Annotated in this window: 15 protein-coding genes; 9 read left to right on the top strand and 6 right to left on the bottom strand. The window is 59.3% G+C overall.

The features are described from left to right. Positions 1-38 precede the first annotated feature (38 nt). The gene (gene proP, locus OJ965_RS01825; RefSeq protein ID WP_009093065.1) at positions 39-1505 is read right to left on the bottom strand and encodes a glycine betaine/L-proline transporter ProP; all 1467 of its coding nucleotides are present in this window, start codon (positions 1503-1505) and stop codon (positions 39-41) included. A gap of 464 nt (positions 1506-1969) precedes the next feature. Here proP and OJ965_RS01820 point away from each other — a divergent pair, with 464 nt between their 5' ends. From OJ965_RS01820 to OJ965_RS01795, 6 genes are all read left to right on the top strand, one after another. Next, positions 1970-2989 carry an isopenicillin N synthase family dioxygenase gene (locus tag OJ965_RS01820; RefSeq protein WP_265135374.1) on the top strand — a complete coding sequence of 340 codons (1020 nt, stop codon included), beginning with the start codon at positions 1970-1972 and terminating at the stop codon, positions 2987-2989. Between the two features lie 21 nt (positions 2990-3010). After that, positions 3011-3814, top strand: a complete 804-nt coding sequence (locus OJ965_RS01815) for a MetQ/NlpA family ABC transporter substrate-binding protein (protein ID WP_033736835.1) — start codon at positions 3011-3013, stop codon at positions 3812-3814. Further along, positions 3807-4595 (top strand): methionine ABC transporter ATP-binding protein, encoded by a 789-nt coding sequence (locus OJ965_RS01810; RefSeq protein ID WP_140923509.1) that lies wholly within the window; start codon positions 3807-3809, stop codon positions 4593-4595. Before OJ965_RS01815 ends, OJ965_RS01810 begins: the two co-directional genes overlap by 8 nt. Beyond that, positions 4583-5251: a methionine ABC transporter permease gene (locus OJ965_RS01805; protein WP_033736777.1), complete on the top strand. Its 669-nt coding sequence runs from the start codon at positions 4583-4585 to the stop codon at positions 5249-5251. Before OJ965_RS01810 ends, OJ965_RS01805 begins: the two co-directional genes overlap by 13 nt. Before the next feature lie 136 nt (positions 5252-5387). After that, complete coding sequence (locus tag OJ965_RS01800; protein ID WP_111207156.1) at positions 5388-5984, top strand: NAD(P)H-dependent oxidoreductase; 597 nt, start codon at positions 5388-5390, stop codon at positions 5982-5984. Beyond that, a complete protein-coding gene (locus OJ965_RS01795; RefSeq protein ID WP_265135373.1) occupies positions 5981-6592 on the top strand; it encodes a TetR/AcrR family transcriptional regulator in 612 nt (203 codons plus the stop codon). Before OJ965_RS01800 ends, OJ965_RS01795 begins: the two co-directional genes overlap by 4 nt. A gap of 81 nt (positions 6593-6673) precedes the next feature. Here the strand turns inward: OJ965_RS01795 and malG are convergent, their stop codons facing one another. The 3 genes from malG to malE all read right to left on the bottom strand — a co-directional run bounded on the left by malG (position 6674) and on the right by malE (position 10444). Further along, on the bottom strand, positions 6674-7564 hold the full coding sequence (malG, locus tag OJ965_RS01790; protein WP_009093054.1) for a maltose ABC transporter permease MalG: 891 nt from the start codon (positions 7562-7564) through the stop codon (positions 6674-6676). A 106-nt stretch (positions 7565-7670) separates the two neighbouring features. After that, entirely contained in the window at positions 7671-9197 is a 1527-nt protein-coding gene (malF, locus tag OJ965_RS01785; protein ID WP_265135372.1) for a maltose ABC transporter permease MalF, read from the bottom strand. A 56-nt stretch (positions 9198-9253) separates the two neighbouring features. Then, entirely contained in the window at positions 9254-10444 is a 1191-nt protein-coding gene (gene malE, locus OJ965_RS01780) for a maltose/maltodextrin ABC transporter substrate-binding protein MalE (protein ID WP_009093050.1), read from the bottom strand. A gap of 362 nt (positions 10445-10806) precedes the next feature. Here malE and malK point away from each other — a divergent pair, with 362 nt between their 5' ends. From malK to malM, 3 genes are all read left to right on the top strand, one after another. Continuing rightward, positions 10807-11916 carry a maltose/maltodextrin ABC transporter ATP-binding protein MalK gene (gene malK / locus OJ965_RS01775; protein WP_009093048.1) on the top strand — a complete coding sequence of 370 codons (1110 nt, stop codon included), beginning with the start codon at positions 10807-10809 and terminating at the stop codon, positions 11914-11916. Positions 11917-11958: 42 nt separating this feature from the next. Next, positions 11959-13260: a maltoporin gene (locus OJ965_RS01770; protein ID WP_009093047.1), complete on the top strand. Its 1302-nt coding sequence runs from the start codon at positions 11959-11961 to the stop codon at positions 13258-13260. Positions 13261-13364: 104 nt separating this feature from the next. Further along, positions 13365-14306: a maltose operon protein MalM gene (gene malM, locus OJ965_RS01765; RefSeq protein WP_265135371.1), complete on the top strand. Its 942-nt coding sequence runs from the start codon at positions 13365-13367 to the stop codon at positions 14304-14306. 219 nt (positions 14307-14525) lie between these two features. Here malM and malQ read toward each other — a convergent pair whose 3' ends face one another. Both malQ and malP read right to left on the bottom strand, forming a co-directional pair. Further along, positions 14526-16595 (bottom strand): 4-alpha-glucanotransferase, encoded by a 2070-nt coding sequence (gene malQ / locus OJ965_RS01760; RefSeq protein ID WP_265135370.1) that lies wholly within the window; start codon positions 16593-16595, stop codon positions 14526-14528. An 8-nt stretch (positions 16596-16603) separates the two neighbouring features. Continuing rightward, a complete protein-coding gene (gene malP / locus OJ965_RS01755) occupies positions 16604-19006 on the bottom strand; it encodes a maltodextrin phosphorylase (protein ID WP_058957807.1) in 2403 nt (800 codons plus the stop codon). Between the last annotated feature and the right edge of the window lie 163 nt (positions 19007-19169).

Below are 19169 nucleotides of genomic sequence, written 5' to 3'. Positions count from 1 at the left end.
GATAAAAAAACACCCTGCAGAGCAGGGTGTTTTCAGGCTTAATGCGCGGCGGGCGCTGAAGGTTTTGAGCGCTTGCGCAGCTTATCAATCAGGCGATGCGCTTCCGCTTTGGTCGCCACCGCTGGCGATGAACCGGTCAGCGGCTGCCGGGCGGTTTCACGGACGGTCAGAATAGTCAGCAGACCGATGATGCCCGCACCCATCATGTAGTAGGCCGGCATCATGGTGTTTTTACTGGTATCGACCAGCCACGCCGTAATCAGCGGGGTGGTTCCGCCAAACAGGGAGACCGACAGGTTAAAGCCAATGGCCAGCGCACTGTAACGGATATCGGTCGTAAACAGCGCAGGCAGCGTTGAAGGCATGGTGCCGCTGAAGCAGGTGTGCAGCACGCCCAGAATCAGCAGGCCGCCGAATACTGCCCACATGTTACCGGAACCGATCAGCATAAAGCTCGGAATCGCGAGCAGGATCAGACCCACCGCACCAAAGCCAATCACCGGCCGACGCCCGATGCGGTCCGTCCAGCGGCCCCACAGCAGCGTCAGCGGCATCATCACAAACATTGCCACCATCACCAGCAGCAGGCCACTCAGTTCAGGCAGACCCAGTACGCCGGTCAGATAACTTGGCATATAGGAGGTCAGCATGTAGTTAGAGACGTTAAACAGCAGCACCAGACCGATACATTTCAGCATCGGCGCACGGTATTTGCTCAGCATCTGCATCAGGGTCAGGCGCGGTTTGCTCTGCTCCAGCGCCTCCTGTTTTTCCATGTGCTGCTGGAAGGCCGGAGTCTCTTCCAGCTTCAGTCGCACATAGAGACCAAACAGACCCAGCGGCGCGGCGATAAAGAAGGGCACGCGCCAGCCCCAGGACATCATCGCCTCGTTTGACATCAGGGTGGTCATCACCGTCACCAGGCTGGCACCCAGCAGGTAACCACCAATGGTGCCGAACTCCAGGAAGCTGCCCATGAAGCCTCGGCGTTTATCGGTAGAGTACTCCGCAATAAAGGTCGCTGCGCCGCCATATTCCCCGCCGGTCGAAAAGCCCTGGATCAGACGCGCCACCAGCAGCAGGATCGGTGCCATGATGCCAATAGAGGAATAGGCCGGAATCAGGCCGATACAGAATGTGCCAATCGACATCATGATCATCGTCATCGCCAGCACTTTCTGTCGGCCGATACGGTCACCCAGTGGGCCAAACACCAGGCCGCCAATCGGACGGACCAGGAAGGCCGCTGCGAACGTACCGAAGGTGGCGATAAGCTGCACGGCGTTGTTGGCGTCCGGGAAGAAGACCTTGCCGATGATAACGGCGAGGTAGCTGTAAACGCCGAAGTCGAACCATTCCATCGCATTACCTAACGCGGCTGCGCCAACGGCACGCTTCAGCATGTCGTTATCGATCACGGTAATGTCATCAACAGTCAGCTCTTTTTGCTTCCTGTTCCAGAAATGTTTCTTTGCGTGGTCAGACGATCTGTTTCTGGTGTCCATAAACTCCTCAACTGCTGAATGAAGGAGTCTTATAGCTTTCGCAGCCGAAAATAAGGGTCAGAAGAAACCGTGGAAATGAAAGCTATAAGAAGCCGAATAAGTTTTAAGTGAAGCGGCAATTAACCGCAGGGGCAAACCTTAGACCACAATTGTAAGGTATTGCAAGTTTTCAGCGGAAATAACTACTTTTACTGACAAAGTCAGCATAGTAATCTTATTCATCTCTGCTTACGGCCATAAACATTTCGTAACATCCGGCGCAGGATGATTCCGGCCAGCAGGCGTCGCCAGGCCTGACGCGCGCCAGAATGTCTCATCCGGCAACCAGCGTAATCTGCGGATCTTTTAACTGCGGTGCAGCGCGATATTTCCGTTCGCCGCATATCCATAGCAGGATTAGTTGGTAGTTAACGCATAAATGCAGTGGCAGTGTACTGCTATTCCAGACCAACAGAGTGTTAAACATGGGCGCGTTAACATCAGCAGAATTACCGATTATTGATTTCGCACTGTTATCGGGAGATCAACAGCAGCAGCAACAGTCACGTGAGAAACTCAGCCAGGCGGCGCGTGAGGTGGGTTTCTTCTATCTGATCAACCACGGGATTGACCGCGCGTTATCCGATGAGGTTCAGCAGGTCGCACGCCAGTTTTTTGCCCTGCCACAGGCGGACAAAAGCGCCGTCAGGATGGCCAATTCGCCTCATTTTCGCGGTTATAACCTGGCTGGCGTGGAGATAACCCGCAGCCAGCCCGATTTTCGCGAGCAGTTTGATATTGGTGCTGAACGCGAAGCGCTGCCCGTGACCGCCGACTCGCCCACCTGGCAACGGATGCAGGGCCCCAATCAGTGGCCTGAAGCCCTGCCGGAACTGCAGACCGTCGTCACCCGCTGGCAGCAGCAGATGACCGCCGTTGCGCTGGAGCTGCTGCGCGCTTTTGCCGAAGCGCTCCATCTGCCGCGCAACGCCTTTGACAATCTCTATGGCGACTATCCCAACGAACATATCAAGCTTATCCGCTACCCCGGCCGTAGCGAGGGCGAATCCCGCCAGGGCGTCGGCGCGCACAAAGATTCCGGCTTCCTGACGATGCTGCTGCAGGACGATCAGCCGGGTCTTCAGGTGGAAGTGACGCCGGACAACTGGATTGACGCCTTACCGAAACCGGGCGCGTTTGTGGTGAACATTGGCGAGCTGCTGGAGCTGGCGACCAATGGCTATCTGCGCGCAACCGTTCATCGGGTGGTATCGCCCCTGCAAAGCCGCGAGCGCCTCTCCATCGCCTTTTTCCTCGGTGCGCAGCTCGATGCCGTTGTGCCGATCTACCCGCTGCCCCCACAGCTGGCCGGGTTGGCTCAGGGACCGGCCAGCGATCCGCTCAACCCGCTGCTGCGTGAAGTCGGCTGGAATTACCTCAAAGGCCGGCTGCGTTCGCATCCGGAAGTTGCAGAGCGTTTTTATCCTGAACACACCTCCCACTAAAACCATAAGAGATAAATGATGATGATTAAAAAGCGCGTTCTGGCTCTGGCCGGTCTTTCACTGCTGATTGCTCAAAGTCTGCAGGCTGCGCCGCTGCGTGTGGCTGCGGATCCGGTGCCACATGCCGAAATTCTGGAGTACGTTAAAACGCTGGATCCCAAACTCGACATCAGGATCGTGGAGCTGAGCGGTGGGGTAAACGCCAATGAACTGCTCGCCTCCGGGGATGTGGATGCGAACTACTTCCAGCATCTGCCCTACCTGAAAGATCAGGAAAAGGCGCTGGGTAAGACCTTTGCCGTCGTCGCCAGTGTGCACATTGAGCCACTGGGGATCTACTCGCGCAAAGTGAAGTCGCTGGCGGCGTTGCCAGAGGGTGCCAGCATTGCGGTACCCAACAACACCACCAATCTGAGCCGTGCGCTGTGGCTGCTGCAGGATAAAGGGGTCATTAAACTCCGGGCGCAGGGTGAAGCGGGATCCACGCTGGTGACGCCGAAGGACATCAGCGAAAACCCGAAGAAAATCAAAATCATCGAGATTGAATCGCCTCAGTTGCCACGCTCGCTGGATGATGTTGATGCCGCGATCATCAACGGCAACTATGCGCTGGAGGCGGGGCTGAATCCGGCCAAAGATGCGCTGGGTCTGGAGTCCGCTGCGCATAACCCGTATGCCAACCTGCTGGTCACCACCCCGGCACTGGAAAAAGATCCCCGCGTCGTGCAGCTGGCAAAGGATCTGCGTTCGCCGCAGGTGGCCGCGTTTATCCGGAAAAACTACCAGGGCTCCGTGATTCCGGTCGCGGATAATCAGCATGATTAATATCCGTCACCTCAGCAAACACTATGCTGGCGCACCCGCGCCAGCGTTAGACGATATCTCTCTCACCATCAGTGAAGGGTCGATCTTCGGCATACTGGGGCGAAGCGGGGCGGGTAAAAGCACGCTGCTGCGCTGCCTGAACCGGCTGGAGAGTCCCTCCAGCGGTCTGATTGAGATCGATGGTGAAGATATCTCCCGGCTGAGTCTGGCGCAGCTCCGGCAGCAACGGCAGCAGATGGGGATGATCTTTCAGCACTTTAATCTGCTTCATTCCCGCAACGTGCGGGACAATATTGACCTGGCGCTGGAGATTGCCGGGATACCCAGGGCCGAACGCCACGCCCGCGTGACTTCGCTGCTGGATCTGGTGGGACTGACAGCCTTTGCAACGGCCTGGCCCTCACAGCTCTCCGGGGGACAGAAACAGCGTGTCGGGATCGCCCGCGCGCTGGCGGCCCGTCCCCGCTATCTGCTGTGCGATGAGGCGACCAGTGCACTGGACCCGGAAACCACCCTCTCCATTCTTGATCTGCTGGCAGATATTCAGCAGCAGCTGAATATCACCATCGTCCTGATCACGCATGAGATGGCGGTCGTGAAGCGTATCTGTGACGGTGCCGCGCTGCTGGAGAAGGGGCAGCTGGTGGAAAGCGGCACTCTCAGCCAGATCATGGGACGCGAAGAGGGCCGTCTCCGCACGATGCTGCTGAAGGATGGCGAGGCGGACAGGGCGTTTATCGAAAAATATCAGCGGGAGGCTCTTACCCGATGCGTAGCATGACCCGCGATCGTTTTCAGGAACTGCTGCTGAATGCCACGGGCGAAACGCTCTATATGGTGCTGCTGGCAGCGCTTTTTACCGTCGCTATCGGATTGCCGGTGGGTGTCCTGCTGTTTCTGACCCGTCCACAGGGTATTCTGCCCAATCGCGCCATCTCTCTCCTGCTGAATACGCTGGTGAATACCGGACGCGCGCTGCCGTTTGTCGTGCTCCTGATCGCGCTTATCCCCTTTACCCGCCTGCTGGTTGGTACCACGCTGGGCAGTACGGCTGCGATTGTACCGATTACCCTGGGGGCGTTTCCCTTCTTTGCGCGCATCGTGGAGAACGCGCTGGATGAAGTCGATCGCGGCCGCATTGAGGCGGTGGTGTCGATGGGGGGCAATCTGTGGCATATCGTCAGCCGCGTGCTGCTGCCGGAGGCGTTGCCTGCGCTGGTGGCAGGGATTACCCTGACGATAGTGATGCTGATTGGCTTCTCGGCGATGGCCGGCGTGGTCGGCGGCGGCGGACTGGGGGATCTGGCGATTCGCTACGGCTATCAGCGCTTCGATAATCAGATTATGGCAGCGACCATTGTCGTGCTGCTGGCGCTGGTGATGCTGATTCAGAAACTGGGCGACTGGCTGGTGCGCTCGCTGGCTTATCGTCGTTAACGGCTGGCCGCAGGGCGATGACCGGGTTTAACCCTGAATGCGGTCAGCAGAATCTCTGCATACGTTACCGCTTGCTAACCTACTAACCGTAACCTACCTTTAGTAACTTAATAGCTAATCAGGTAAGGTGACGACGATGCATGCACTCATAGTAACTGCCCATCCCAATCATGATGCTCACACCCATCGCATTGCGGACCAGCTTGCGCAGGGCGTTATGGCCTCAGGCCACCATACGGTTGAACAGGCCGATCTCGCCGCTGAGGGGTTCGACCCGCGTTTTACGCTCAGCGATCATCAACGTTTTAACGGTGAGGCTGCAACTCCGCCGGATGTGCTGGCCGAGCAGCAGCGGCTGGATCGCGCTGATGCACTGGTGCTGGTCTACCCGATTTACTGGTGGTCATTTCCGGCACAGCTCAAGGGCTGGATCGACCGGGTCTTTATTGCAGGCTGGGCCTTTGACGAGCAGGATGATCGGATAGTGAAGCGCCTCGGGCATCTTCCCGTGCATCTGATCGCGCTGGGTGCAGCCGATACGCGAACTTTTATGCGCCGCGGCTATTTCGGCAGCATGCGGAATCTGATCGATCACGGCATCTTTGATTATTGTGGCGCGCCGGTGGTTACCAGCGAGCTGCTACTGACCAGCGACGAGGGGTTTCCTGAGTCACACTATCAGCGGGCGCAGCAATGGGGGCAACGGATTTTTGCCCGTGAGGAAAGCGCATGACCGCGAAAAAGTCTTCCCCTAAACGTCTGTCACGCGAGGCGCGTCGCCGACAGCTGTCAGAAGTCGCCTGGCAGATCATGCAGGCCGAAGGCAGCGAGGCGCTGACGCTGGCCCGGGTGGGTGAGGCAGCGGGCGTCAGTAAGCCCGTCGTTTACGATCACTTCACGACCCGTCATGGTCTGCTGGCGGCATTGTATGACGATTTCGACCGCCGCCAGACCGATCGGATGGAAGCAGCCATGGAGGCTGCGCCGATGCAGATGCAGCAAAAAGCGGCCGTGCTCGCAGCCTGTTACGTGGATTGTGTGATGACGGAAGGACGTGAAATTCCTGAACTGCTTTCCGCGCTCAGCACCACGCCTGAACTCGCTGCGGTAAAACGTCACTATCAGCTCGACTTTATCGCCCGCTGTCAGCGCTGGTTTGCTCCGTTTACGGGCAGCAGCGGGATGGACGAAGCAGGCATGTGGGGCTTGCTGGGGGGCGCGGATGCTATCGCAGGCGCGGTGGCACGGGGCGATATCGATAAACAGGCAGGCGAGCAGGCGATAACCGCGCTTGTCGTGACGCTGGTGGCAGGCAGCCGTACACCGGCAGAGGAAACGTAAAAAAAGGCGGCCCGCAGGCCGCCGAATCCTTCAACCACAACAGATGTTGTGTAAGCAGTGGCAACGTACAATGATGATCGTTTAGCCTTTCACCCCGCCCGCGGTTAAGCCGCTGACCAGCCAGCGCTGGGCCAGCAGGAAGACCAGGGTAATCGGAATCGCAGAGAGCACCGCGGCGGCGGCAAAGTCGCCCCACAGATAGTTCTGCGGATTGAGATACTGCTGCATCCCGACCGCAAGGGTGTAGCTGTTAACATCGCGCAGCAGCAGCGAGGCGACCGGCACCTCTGTCACCGCCGCGATAAAGGCAAGAATAAACACCACCGCCAGAATCGGCACCGACAGCGGCAGCAGCACCAGCCGGAACGCCTGCCACGGGGTGGCACCATCCAGCGCCGCCGCCTCTTCCAGCGAACCGTCGATGGTTTCGAAATAGCCTTTTATCGTCCAGACATGCAGCGCAATGCCGCCAAGATAGGCGAAGATCACGCCGCCATGGGTATTCAGCCCGATGAACGGGAGATACTGGCCGAGACGATCAAACAGCGCATAGAGCGCCACCAGCGACAGCACCGCCGGGAACATCTGGAAAATCAGCATCCCCTTCAGCAGGCTGGCACGGCCGGTAAAGCGCATGCGGGCAAACGCATAAGCGCAGGTGGTGGAGAGCGCCACGATGCCCAGCGCACTGATGGCCGCGATCTTAACCGAGTTCCATAACCAGAGCAGCACCGGGAAGGGCGGCGGTGTGACCCGTCCATCCGCATGTTCCACACTGAAACCCAGCGCCAGACGCCAGTGCTCCCATGAGATCTGCTCCGGGATGAGGCTGCCGGTGGCGAAATTACCGGCGCGCAGCGAAATCGCCACCACCATCAGCAGCGGAAACAGAATCGCCGCGATAAATAACAGCAGCAGCAGATGCGTGGTCAGCAGACGCAGCCGTTGCGATTTGGGTTGTACCATAGCCATAACAGCTCCTTAAACCTGGTCCCTCAGGCGATTTGATTTGTCAGTCTGAACCCGGATCGTGCTTATCATCCTCACGGTTCGGGTCTGCGCCTGTCGGGCCAGACGCTTAGTCGAATTTCATCCGCGAGGCTTTCAGGTTGATCACCGCCAGCGCACCCACCAGCAGGAAGATCAGGGTGGCAATCGCCGCCGCCAGACCAAAGTCCTGCCCGCCGCCGCCTTCAAAGGCGATACGCCAGGTGTAGTTCACCAGCAGATCCGTATACCCGGCTGGCGTGGTGGTACCGAGACGATCGGGCCCGCCGTTGGTCAGTAACTGCACCAGCACAAAGTTATTAAAGTTGAAGGCAAAGCTGGCAATCATCAGCGGCATCAGCGGTTTCAGCAGCAGCGGCAGGGTAATCAGGAAAAAGTTCTGCAATGGGCCTGCGCCATCCATCGCCGAGGCTTCATAGAGATCGTCCGGAATCGCCTTCAGCAGCCCCATGCAGAGGATCATCATGTAGGGGTAGCCCAGCCAGGTATTCACAATGATCAGCATGGTACGCGCCAGCGTCGGATCGCTGAACCAGGCGGGTTTCACACCAAACAGCGCGCTGAGCATCACGTTGATCTCACCGAAGCTCTGGTTAAACAGCCCTTTGAAAATCAGAATCGAGATAAACGCGGGCACGGCATAGGGCAGGATCAGCATCACCCGGTAAACGGCTTTGCCGCGCAGCGCCTCCCACTGCACCAGACAGGCGAGCACCATGCCGACGGCGACGGTGAGCACCACGGTGATTAGCGAGAAGAAAAGCGTCCAGCCAAAAATCGCCAGGAACGGTTTCTGAATCCCTTCGTCGGTAAAGACCCGCGCGAAGTTTTTCCAGCCGGTATTCACGGTGAAGCCGGGGCTCAGCGTTTCGTTGTCCCATTTGTTCGCGGCGTTGACGGCCTGATAAAAACCGGTCTGCGGATTGGCGCGATAGTGCCCGCCACTCTGCTGATTGATCAGCTCATCCGGCGCGCCCACCCGGTAGAGCGGCTGAGTTCCGGAGAACTGGCGCAGCGAACTCATCCGCAGCTGACGGCCATCCGGCAGTTCAGCACGGATCTGGCTCAGCGCCTGGCGATTGGATGTGATGACCCTCAGGGTCGCCCGCTCACCCGCTGGTGGCGTCGCGGGGGCCATTTTCAGCGTCTGTTCAGCGCCAAACTGAAACGGCGGCGAGACAAAGTCTGCTTTGCCATCGTTCAGCACCAGTTGCCAGCGGTCGCCTGCCGGGAAGAGTGAGAAACTGACGGCGTCCCCCGACTGGAAGGTGCGGCTCAGCAGTACCTGTTGCGCGCGCTCAAAGGTCAGCTGATTGGTGCTGCTGTAGTTGGTGAACGCAATGGCCACGGTGCAGGCGAGGGGGAACAGGACAAACAGCGCCATCCCGGCCACGCCGGGATAGACATAACGCCACGCATAGGCGCGACGGTTGGCGTAAATCCACAGCCCGGTGGCACTGAGGATCAGCGTCAGCAGCGCAAACAGATATTCGCCCTGCGCGTACATCAGCACCAGCAGATAGCCGACCAGCAGACAGCCCATTCCGATGAGAACGCCCTTTAACAGCAGACTGTGCGTTTTCGGTTTTCCTGACATGATGCGGTTTTCCTTAACGGTCACTCAGGCCGGGTTGCCCCGGCGGCAGGGAAAAATTATTTCTTCAGACGGGCCTGGGCATCTTTCAGTGCGGCGTCAACGCTCTGACGACCTCCCAGGGCATTCAGCGTGGCGGTGCGCATCGCGTACCAGAATGCGGCCATCTGCGGGATATTCGGCATGATGTCACCCTGACGGGCGTTGGTCATGGTGGCGGCGATACGGGAATCTTTCTCCAGCGTCTGCTGGAATGATTTCAGCGCCACCGCGCCCAGCGGCTTATCTTTATTGACCGCATCCAGACCGGCGTCGGTCAGCAGGTAGTTCTCCAGGAACTCCTTCGCAAGCTCTTTATTCGGACTGGCGGCGTTGATCCCGGCACTCAGCACACCAACAAACGCCTTAGAGGGTTTACCGTTCAGCGTTGGCAGCGTGGTCACGCCATAGTCGATCCCGCTCTTGTCGATGTTGCTCCATGCCCAGGGGCCGTTGATCGTCATCGCGGTTTCCCCTTTGTTAAAGGCCGCCTCGGCAATCGAATAATCGGTGTCCGCATTCAGGGTTTTAGCTTTGACCTGATCGACCAGGAACTGCATCCCGGCTTTCGCGCCCGCGTTATCCACGCCGACATCTTTCACGTCATAGCGCCCGTCGGTCAGCTTAAAGGCGTAGGCTCCGCCAGCGGCCAGCAGTGGCCAGGTGAAGTAGGGTTCCTGCAGGTTGAACATAATGGCGCTTTTGCCCTTAGCGCGCAGTTGCTTATCGAGACCGGCCATCTCTTCCCAGGTTTTGGGCGGATTGGGCAGCAGCTTTTTGTTGTAGATCAGCGAGAGTGACTCGACCGAGATCGGGTAGCCAATCAGCTTGCCGTCAAAGCGAACCGCATCCCAGGTGAAGGGGAAAATCTTCTGCTGGAAGCTGGCATCCGGGCTGATTTCCGCCAGCAGGCCCGACTGCGCATAGCCGCCAAACCGGTCGTGCGCCCAGAAGATAATGTCCGGACCATCGCCCGTCGCCGCCACCTGGGGATACTTCTCTTCCATTTTGTCAGGATGTTCAACGGTGACTTTGATGCCGGTCTCCTGCTCGAATTTCTTACCCACTTCAGCAAGACCGTTATAGCCCTTGTCACCGTTGATCCAGATGACCAGTTTACCTTCCTCAATCTTTGCCATCGCGCTGGCCGAAAAGAGCACGGCAGAGAGGGCCGAGAGGGCCAGAATTCTTGCTCCGGTTTTCATCGTCATAAATTCATCCTGTTAGCGGAAGTGGTGAAGACTCTGTCGGCATCATTGTGCGTATCCACACCGGCATCTCATCCTCCTCTGCTCTACGCCCCGCCGCCCATCACTGTGATCGCGCTGGCAAAAAGCGTCCGGAGCGGGAGATGGCGCGGCAAAAAATCGTGCAGGTCTGCGTGAACGATCACAAAAAACCGCGGCGGCGCGCTGGTTGCCTCGTCTGCCACGGTTTCTCCTCCTCCCGTCTCCTCCCCCAGTGGATTGCGCTGCGGTGGAGGATGTGACCGCCGGTTTCCTCTCGCATAGTGAGCCCCGGAACCCGTCTGCCGCTGAGCAGACACGAATGTGCAGCTAAGAGGGAAGGGATCATGGCGAGCGTTGTGCTACGCAATGTCACAAAAGCCTGGGGCGAAACGGTGGTGTCGAAAGAGATCGATCTCACCATTCGTGAAGGGGAATTTGTTGTTTTCGTCGGCCCGTCGGGCTGTGGCAAATCGACGCTGCTGCGCATGATTGCCGGACTGGAAACCATCACCAGCGGCGAGCTGCTGATTGGCGACCGGCGCATGAATGAGGTGCCGCCTGCCGAGCGCGGCATCGGCATGGTGTTTCAGTCTTATGCGCTCTATCCGCACCTGTCCGTAGCGGAAAACATGTCTTTTGGCCTGAAACTGGCCGGGGTAAAAAAGGCCGAAATCCATCAGCGGGTCAATCAGGTGGCCGAAATTCTGCAGCTGGCGCACCTGCTCGATCGCCGGCCAAAAGCCCTCTCAGGGGGGCAGCGTCAGCGCGTCGCCATCGGCCGCACGCTGGTGGCGGAACCGCGCGTCTTCCTGCTGGATGAACCGCTGTCCAACCTCGACGCAGCCCTGCGCGTTCAGATGCGCATTGAGATCTCTCGTCTGCATAAGCGCCTGAAGCGCACCATGATTTACGTGACCCACGATCAGATCGAAGCGATGACGCTGGCTGACAAAATTGTGGTGCTCGATGCCGGGCGCATCGCGCAGGTCGGCAAGCCGCTGGAGCTCTATCACTATCCCGCCAACCGCTTTGTCGCCGGATTTATCGGCTCACCCAAAATGAATTTCCTGCCGGTCAAAGTGACCGCCACCGCCCTCGATCAGGTTCAGGTCCGTCTGCCGAATCAGCAGCTGGTCTGGCTGCCGGTTGACAGCGCCGGCGTACTGGTCGGCAGCAATATGTCACTGGGCATTCGCCCGGAACATCTGCTCTCCAGCGATATCGCCGACGTCACCCTTGAAGGGGAAGTGCAGGTGGTGGAACAGCTGGGGCATGAAACACAGATCCACATCGAGATTCCCGCAATCCGTCAGAACCTGGTCTACCGCCAGGAGGACGTCGTGCTGGTAAAAGAGGGCGCGATCCTGGCGATTGGCCTGCCGCCCGAGCGTTGTCACCTGTTCCGCGAGGACGGGAGCGCGTGCCGCAGGCTGTACCAGGAGCCGGGTGTGTAGCCCTGCCAAAACAATAAAAGCCATGACCTCAGGAGATAGAAAATGTTAACTCTGCGCAAACTTCCCCTTGCCGTTGCCGTCGCGGTGGGCACGCTCTCCGCCCCGACGATGGCGGTCGATTTCACCGGCTATGCCCGTTCCGGCATCGGCTGGACCGGCAGCGGTGGCGAACAGCAATGTTTCCAGGCCACCGGTGCTCAAAGTAAATACCGTCTGGGCAACGAATGTGAAACCTACGCCGAACTGAAATTAGGTCAGGAAGTGTGGAAAGAGGGCGACAAAAGCTTCTATTTCGACACCAACGTGGCTTACTCCGTAGCCCAGCAGAACGACTGGGAAGCCACCTCACCGGCATTCCGTGAAGCCAATGTGAAAGGAAAAAACCTGATCGATGCGCTGCCAGGATCGACCCTCTGGGCCGGTAAGCGTTTCTATCAGCGTCATGACGTTCATATGATCGACTTCTACTACTGGGATATCTCCGGACCGGGTGCCGGTCTGGAAGATGTCGATCTCGGCTTCGGTAAACTCTCCTTCGCGGCAACCCGCTCCTCGGAAGCGGGCGGTTCTTACACCTTCTCCAGCGATCGTATCCGTGACTTCGCCACCAGCACCGCGAATGACGTGTTTGATGTGCGTCTGGCGGGTCTGGAAACCAACCCGGATGGCGTGCTGGAGCTGGGGGTCGATTACGGTCGTGCCAATGCCCGTGACGACTATCGTCTGGAAGATGGCGCCTCAAAAGATGGCTGGATGTTCACCGCCGAGCATACCCAGAGCATGCTTAAGGGCTACAACAAATTTGTACTGCAGTACGCCACCGACGCGATGACCTCGCAGGGCAAAGGGGTGCCGCAGGGCACCAGTCTCAATAACAACGGTGACATGTACCGTATCCTCGACCACGGGGCGATCTCGCTGGCAGAGCGCTGGGACCTGATGTACGTCGCCATGTATCAGAACATCGATCTGGATAACGACCGCGGCACCGAGTGGTACACCGTCGGCGTGCGTCCGATGTACAAATGGACGCCGATCATGAGTACGTTGCTGGAACTGGGCTATGACAATGTGAAGTCACAGCAGGCCAGCGAGCGCAACGGCCAGTACAAAGTGACGCTGGCACAGCAGTGGCAGGCGGGTGACAGCATCTGGTCACGTCCGGCGCTGCGTCTGTTCGCTACCTATGCCAAATGGGATGAGAAGTGGGGCTACAACAAAGACAGCGCCGGCGATCTCACCACCTTCGCCTCGGCTGACTCTACCGGCAACGGCATCCTGACCAACAGCCGCGGTAATAACGATGAATTTACCTTCGGCGCGCAGATGGAAATCTGGTGGTAAACCCGCACCGTTTCTGACGGGCGTGCCTGCACGCCTGATGAATCTCTCTGGTCGCGGTGTGCCATTGCCTGGTGCATGCCGCGACCTGTAATAAGGTACGCATAATGAAAATGAAAAAGACGCTGACCGCACTCTGCCTGAGTGCAGCATTACTGGCCGGACAGAGCCTGCCCGCCCTGGCGGACGTCAACCTGGTGCCGCAGGATCTCACCTCCGCCCCGGTTGTCCCTGCTGAAACCCTGCAACACCTGAGCTGGCAGCCGCTGGCCGCCTCACAGACCCAGACGACAAAACTCGCCAGCAGCGGGCAGACGCTCAACGCGCCGCACATTGCCGGACCGGTGGCGGCCTACAGCCTGCCAGCGAATATCGGCGAACTGACGCTGACGCTGAGCAGTGAAGTGGCCAACGGGCAGGTTTTTGCGCCTAACGTGCTGGTACTGGATGAAACTCTGCGGCCCGCCGCCTGGTTCCCCAGCCGCTACTTTACCTACCAGAAGCCAGGCGTGATGGCGGCAGACCGGCTGGAAGGGGTGATGAAACTGACCCCGGCGCTGGGCCAGCAAAAAATTTACCTGCTGGTGTTCACCACCGACAGCGATCTGACCCAGACCACCACCCTGCTCGATCCGGCTAAAGCCTACGCGCAGGGCACCGGCCATGCTGTGCCGGACATCCCCGACCCTATCGCCAGCCACAGCCGGGAGGGCACCCTTAAACTGAAAATGCAGACCAGTTCCGGCTCCTCCATTCTGGTCGGGCCGTTGTTTGGATCGTCCGGTCCCGGCCCGGTCACCGTCGGTAACACCGCGCCTGCGCCCGCTTATCGTTCAACCCCTGCCGCCACGGCCGCGCCTTTGCCCGCGACGAAAACAGCGGCAGAACCGATCATGAGTGACACTGAGCGCTACTTTAATCAGCAGATCACTCAGGCGATTAACAGCGGCAATATCGACAAAGCGCTGAAGCTGCTGGATGAAGCTGAACGGCTGGGTTCCACCTCTGCCCGGCAAACCTTTATCCGTGGTGTTAAAGGCAAGGGGTGAAACCGCCCCGACACCAGGGATGTTGTCCCATCTGGTGCGCTCCGGCGCACCTTTTTTTGGATTGAAATAATGTTGAATGAGGGGGAGATATGACCTGTGAGCGCATTCAGTGACAGAGATGTCAGGAGAAAGAGCCGTTGTCTGCCATTAAGGTTAAAGCGTTCTTCATGCAATACAGCGCGGTCATCCCTGATCCGCGCTGATTTCAGCTTTCCTGATTCATGCTGACTGCTTCCGTCGCGCCGTCAGATCCCGCAACAGTGCACGGATTTCCGCATCACTGAACAGCGCCTCCAGCGTGACGCTCAGCTTGCGCCGCCAGTTCGGGTATTCATCGCTGGTGCCGGGGATATTGACCGGCGTGGCCATATCCAGCCAGTCCTCCGGTTGCAGACCCAGCAGGGCGCTGTGACTGTCCGCCAGATAGCGCTGCATTGCCCGGTTCAGCGCCTTGCTCATCCCGGTACGTCCGGCAGACCGTCCAGCCCGTTTCGGCAGGGCGCCCACCTGATGCAGGCTGTTCAGCAGCGCCTGCTTTGCCCGCAGCCGATCCTGATACAGCCCGGCCAGCACCACCTTGTCCGGGTAGAGGCCCAGCCGGGCACCCGTGGTCAGGTCGTCGCTTTGCCACCAGCCGCGCAGCGTCGGGAGATCGTGGGTGGTCGCGACGGCCATCGCCTGCCGCGGCCAGGCGGCGGGTGGACGGAATCCCGACGGGGAGGTCTGTTCAAACCAGAGCACTTTATAGGAGTAAATGCCGCCATCCCGCAGCTTATCGACAATCGCCTCCGGCACCGTACCGAGATCTTCCCCAATCACCATGCAGCGATGTCGCTGGCTCTCCAGCGCCAGAATTGCCAGCAGATCGTCGATGGGATAGTGAACATAGGCTCCGTGCATCGCCGGTTCCCCGGCCGGTATCCACCAGAGTCGCATCAGCGCCATCACATGATCGATGCGCAGTGCGCCACAGTGGCGCATATTCGCGCGCAGCAGGGCAATCCACGGCTCCCAGGCGCGCTGCTGCATCACCTGCGGGTCCATCGGCGGCAGTCCCCAGTCCTGACCGCGCGGACCAAGGATATCGGGCGGGGCTCCGATACTCGCCTCCATGCAGTAGAGGTCGCGATCGCTCCACGTCTCGGCCCCTCCTTTGGCCACCCCGACCGCCAGATCGCGATAAAGGCCGATTTGCATTGCCTGCTGCTGGCAGCCCTGCCAGCAGTCAGCAAACTGCTGCGCGGCCAGCCACTGCAGCCAGAGCCAGAAACGCACCTGATCGGCATGCTGCTGCAGAAAGGTTTTCACCGCCGGGCTGGCAGGGTCCTGCAACGCCTCCGGCCACACCGGCCAGCCCCAGCGCTGGCTATCCTGCGCAATCTGATCGGCGTGCAGGGCATCAAACAGCGCCTGATGCTGCAGACTGACGCCACCCTCTTTGATAAAGGCGTGGAATGCCTGCACCTCAGGATCGCTGGCCTCACGCCGGCTGAACTGCGGCCATGCCAGGCTCAGCGCCGTGATTTTCAGGCGGGTGACCGCCGCATAGTCGACCCACTCCGCGGCGCGCGCCTGCGTCAGCGCCTGCTGTGTCTCCGGCTGCTGCCACCAGGCCTGGGCGGCGCTGCTCTGCCGGAAGTCACTGACCGCATTCACATCGATATAGAGGACATTGAGCCAGCGCCGGGAGGAGGGGCTGTAAGGACTGGCACTCTCCGGGCTGGAGGGAAACAGCGCGTGAATGGGATTCAGCCCGATAAACGCGCCGCCGCGTGCCGCGACAGCGGGCAGCATCCGGCGCAGATCGCCAAAGTCGCCAATGCCCCAGTTCTCCGCCGAACGTAATGTATAGAGCTGCACACAGGCTCCCCACAGCGATTCCCCCGCCTGCAACGCTGGCGGCTCATAGCAGCGGGGCGGAGCAATGATGATCCGGCACGACCACTGTCGGGCGCCCTGCTGCAGCGTCAGCTGATGGTAGCCTTCCGGCAGCGGCGGCAGATGCAGCGGCTGAGCGGGATGACAGCGACCCGAAGTGACTTCTCCCGCCTCACGGGTGAGTTGCCACTGCGCATCCCCCGTCAGCTGAGGTGACAGGCTCAGCAGATCGCCGCTGCGAAAGATCACCACCGGCGGCAGCGGCGTGCTCTGCTGACGCGGTGGCTGCATTACCGCCAGCAGACGCTGGCGGGTCAGGGCCGGGATCGCCTGCGGCCTGCCGTGGGCGTTAATATATTCCGCAGCGATACCCGCCACGGAAAAATCATCCTTAACCGGATTCGTTTTCATGGCGTTCCTCAGCGTTTCGCTTGCCAGATGCGCTGCTGGTAATCGCGGATAGCGCGGTCGGCGCTGAACATTCCGCAGCGCGCGGTATTCAGGATAGTGGCACGGGTCCAGGCTTCCTGATCGCTCCAGAGCGCTTCCACCTGCGCCTGGGCCTCCAGATAGGGCTGGAAGTCGGCCAGCACCAGATAGGGGTCACTACCCTCCGGGCCAAGACTGTGCAGCATCGCGTCAAAGGCGTGACGATCGCCCTGGCTGAAGGTGCCATCCTCCAGCGCCTGCAGCACCTGGTTCAGCTGCGGATCTTTTTTACGCCACTGAGCGGGATCATATCCGCCAGCTTTTAAGGCCACGACCTGTTCAACGGTATGACCAAAGATAAAGATGTTGTCACTGCCAACCTGTTCAGCGATCTCAACGTTTGCGCCGTCGAGGGTGCCGATGGTCAGGGCACCGTTCAGCGCCAGTTTCATGTTACCGGTGCCGGAAGCCTCTTTGCCGGCGGTCGAGATCTGCTCGGAGAGATCGGCGGCCGGGATCAGCCGTTCCGCGACGGAGACGTTGTAGTCGGGGATAAAGACCACCTTCAGACGGTTACCGATGCGGGGATCGTGATTGACCACCTCAGCCACTTTATTGATGGCATAGATGATGTTCTTCGCCAGGGCGTAACCCGGCGCGGCTTTGGCGCCAAACAGCACCACGCGCGGCACACGATTCGCCTGCGGATCGATCACCAGCGTCTGCCACAGGGCGATGATATGCAGCAGGCTCAGATGCTGGCGTTTGTACTCATGCAGGCGCTTAATCTGCACGTCGAACAGCGCCGTGGGATCGATCGTAATGCCGGTGCGGTTTTTGACCCAGCCGACCAGCGCCTGTTTGTTCTGCTGCTTGATGGCGTGGTATTCGGCGCGGAACGCGGCGTCATCCGCAAAGGCTTCCAGCCCCTGCAGCGCATCCAGATCGTTCAGCCATGGCGTGTTGAGGGTTCGGGTGATCAGGGCACTTAGCGCCGGGTTGCACTGATTGATCCAGCGACGCGGGGTAATACCGTTGGTCACGTTGTGAAATTTCTCCGGCCAGAGCTGGTGATACTCCGGGAAGAGATCCTGCACCACCAGTTTCGAATGCAGCGCGGCCACCCCGTTTACCGCAAAACCACTGGTGACGCAGAGGTTCGCCATCCGCAGCTGATTATTGTGGACCAGCGCCAGCTTCGCCCATTTCGCCTCATCCTCCGGCCAGCGTGCTGAGACCACGGCTTTCAGCCGGGCGTTGAGCGTGTTAATGATCATCATATGGCGCGGCAGCAGGCTGCGTACCAGCCGGACATCCCAGCACTCCAGCGCTTCCGGCATCAGCGTGTGGTTGGTGTAGGCAAAGGTGTGGCGGGTAATCTGCCAGGCCTGATCCCAGCTCAGCTGGTGCTCATCCAGCAGCAGACGCATCAGCTCCGGGATCGCCAGCGTAGGGTGGGTATCATTCAGCTGAATGACTTCATGATCGGGCAGGGTTTCAATCGACCGTCCGGCCTGATGATGGCGGCGCAGAATGTCCGCCAGCGCACAGGCGCACTGAAAATATTGCTGCATCAGACGCAGTTTTTTACCGTTCTGATGGTTGTCATTGGGGTAGAGCACCTTCGTCAGTTTTTCAGCGTCGATGCCCTGCTGCTCTGCGCGCAGAAAGTCGCCGTCGTTGAAGCGATTGAGGTTAAACGGCTCAGCGTGTTTCGCCTGCCACAAACGCAGCGGCTGGGTAATGCCATTCCGGTAGCCAACGACCGGTAAATCCCAGGCCTCACCCACCAGTTCAAACGCCGGTTGCCACTGAGGCTGCCCCTCTGTGGTGACCACTTTGCCGCCGAGTCCGACCCGAACGTTAAGCGCCGCGTTATGATTGAACCAGGGGTAACGATCGCGCTGCCACTCATCCGGCGTTTCGTGCTGCGCCCCCTGTTCGAAGCGCTGGCGGAACAGGCCATATTGATAATTGAGGCCATAGCCGGTTGCAGGCTGGCCCACACTGGCCATAGAGTCGAGAAAGCAGGCGGCCAGCCGACCCAGTCCGCCGTTGCCCAGCGCCGGATCCGTCTCATTTTCCAGCACGTCAGTCAGCGAAATATGCCACGCAGAGAGCGCGTCATTGACCGCGTCATACCAGCCCAGATTCAGCAGGTTGTTACCGGTCAGACGGCCAATCAGAAACTCCATCGACAGATAGTTAACGTGGCGCTGTGTTGCGGGTGCCGGGGCGCCTGGCTGTGCGGCCAGCATATCCGCCAGCGCACCGCTGAGGGCCTGCCACCACTGTGATGGGGTCATCTCCTGCGGTTCGCGCAGGCCAAAACGCTGCCACTGACGGGTCAGGGCGGCGTTGAACTGAATCGGGTTAAATTCGGGCTGTGTCATGGTTGCTCTCCTGGAAAAACAGAAAAAGGGGTCAATATGGCGACAGTGTGCCCGCGCGAAAGCTGGCGCTCCTCCTCCTGAACAGAATTAGCGCAGGAGGATAGGGAGGGTGGAGAGGATGAGGCTAATCCGAAATCGGTTCAGGAGTGTGATAGCGCACACT

The sequence above is a fragment of the Pantoea anthophila genome (assembly GCF_026104315.1).
In the GTDB taxonomy this organism is placed as follows: domain Bacteria; phylum Pseudomonadota; class Gammaproteobacteria; order Enterobacterales; family Enterobacteriaceae; genus Pantoea; species Pantoea anthophila.
Note: the sequence above shows the minus strand (reverse complement) of the source record. Positions and strands in the feature narration are given on the sequence as shown.

Bases quoted from the DNA above. Each gene is read 5' to 3' on its own strand.
- proP (WP_009093065.1), bottom strand. From the start codon at position 1,505: ATGGACACCAGAAACAGATCGTCTGACCACGCAAAGAAACATTTCTGG.
- OJ965_RS01820 (WP_265135374.1), top strand. From the start codon at position 1,970: ATGGGCGCGTTAACATCAGCAGAATTACCGATTATTGATTTCGCACTG.
- OJ965_RS01815 (WP_033736835.1), top strand. From the start codon at position 3,011: ATGATTAAAAAGCGCGTTCTGGCTCTGGCCGGTCTTTCACTGCTGATT.
- OJ965_RS01810 (WP_140923509.1), top strand. From the start codon at position 3,807: ATGATTAATATCCGTCACCTCAGCAAACACTATGCTGGCGCACCCGCG.
- OJ965_RS01805 (WP_033736777.1), top strand. From the start codon at position 4,583: ATGCGTAGCATGACCCGCGATCGTTTTCAGGAACTGCTGCTGAATGCC.
- OJ965_RS01800 (WP_111207156.1), top strand. From the start codon at position 5,388: ATGCATGCACTCATAGTAACTGCCCATCCCAATCATGATGCTCACACC.
- OJ965_RS01795 (WP_265135373.1), top strand. From the start codon at position 5,981: ATGACCGCGAAAAAGTCTTCCCCTAAACGTCTGTCACGCGAGGCGCGT.
- malG (WP_009093054.1), bottom strand. From the start codon at position 7,564: ATGGCTATGGTACAACCCAAATCGCAACGGCTGCGTCTGCTGACCACG.
- malF (WP_265135372.1), bottom strand. From the start codon at position 9,197: ATGTCAGGAAAACCGAAAACGCACAGTCTGCTGTTAAAGGGCGTTCTC.
- malE (WP_009093050.1), bottom strand. From the start codon at position 10,444: ATGACGATGAAAACCGGAGCAAGAATTCTGGCCCTCTCGGCCCTCTCT.
- malK (WP_009093048.1), top strand. From the start codon at position 10,807: ATGGCGAGCGTTGTGCTACGCAATGTCACAAAAGCCTGGGGCGAAACG.
- OJ965_RS01770 (WP_009093047.1), top strand. From the start codon at position 11,959: ATGTTAACTCTGCGCAAACTTCCCCTTGCCGTTGCCGTCGCGGTGGGC.
- malM (WP_265135371.1), top strand. From the start codon at position 13,365: ATGAAAATGAAAAAGACGCTGACCGCACTCTGCCTGAGTGCAGCATTA.
- malQ (WP_265135370.1), bottom strand. From the start codon at position 16,595: ATGAAAACGAATCCGGTTAAGGATGATTTTTCCGTGGCGGGTATCGCT.
- malP (WP_058957807.1), bottom strand. From the start codon at position 19,006: ATGACACAGCCCGAATTTAACCCGATTCAGTTCAACGCCGCCCTGACC.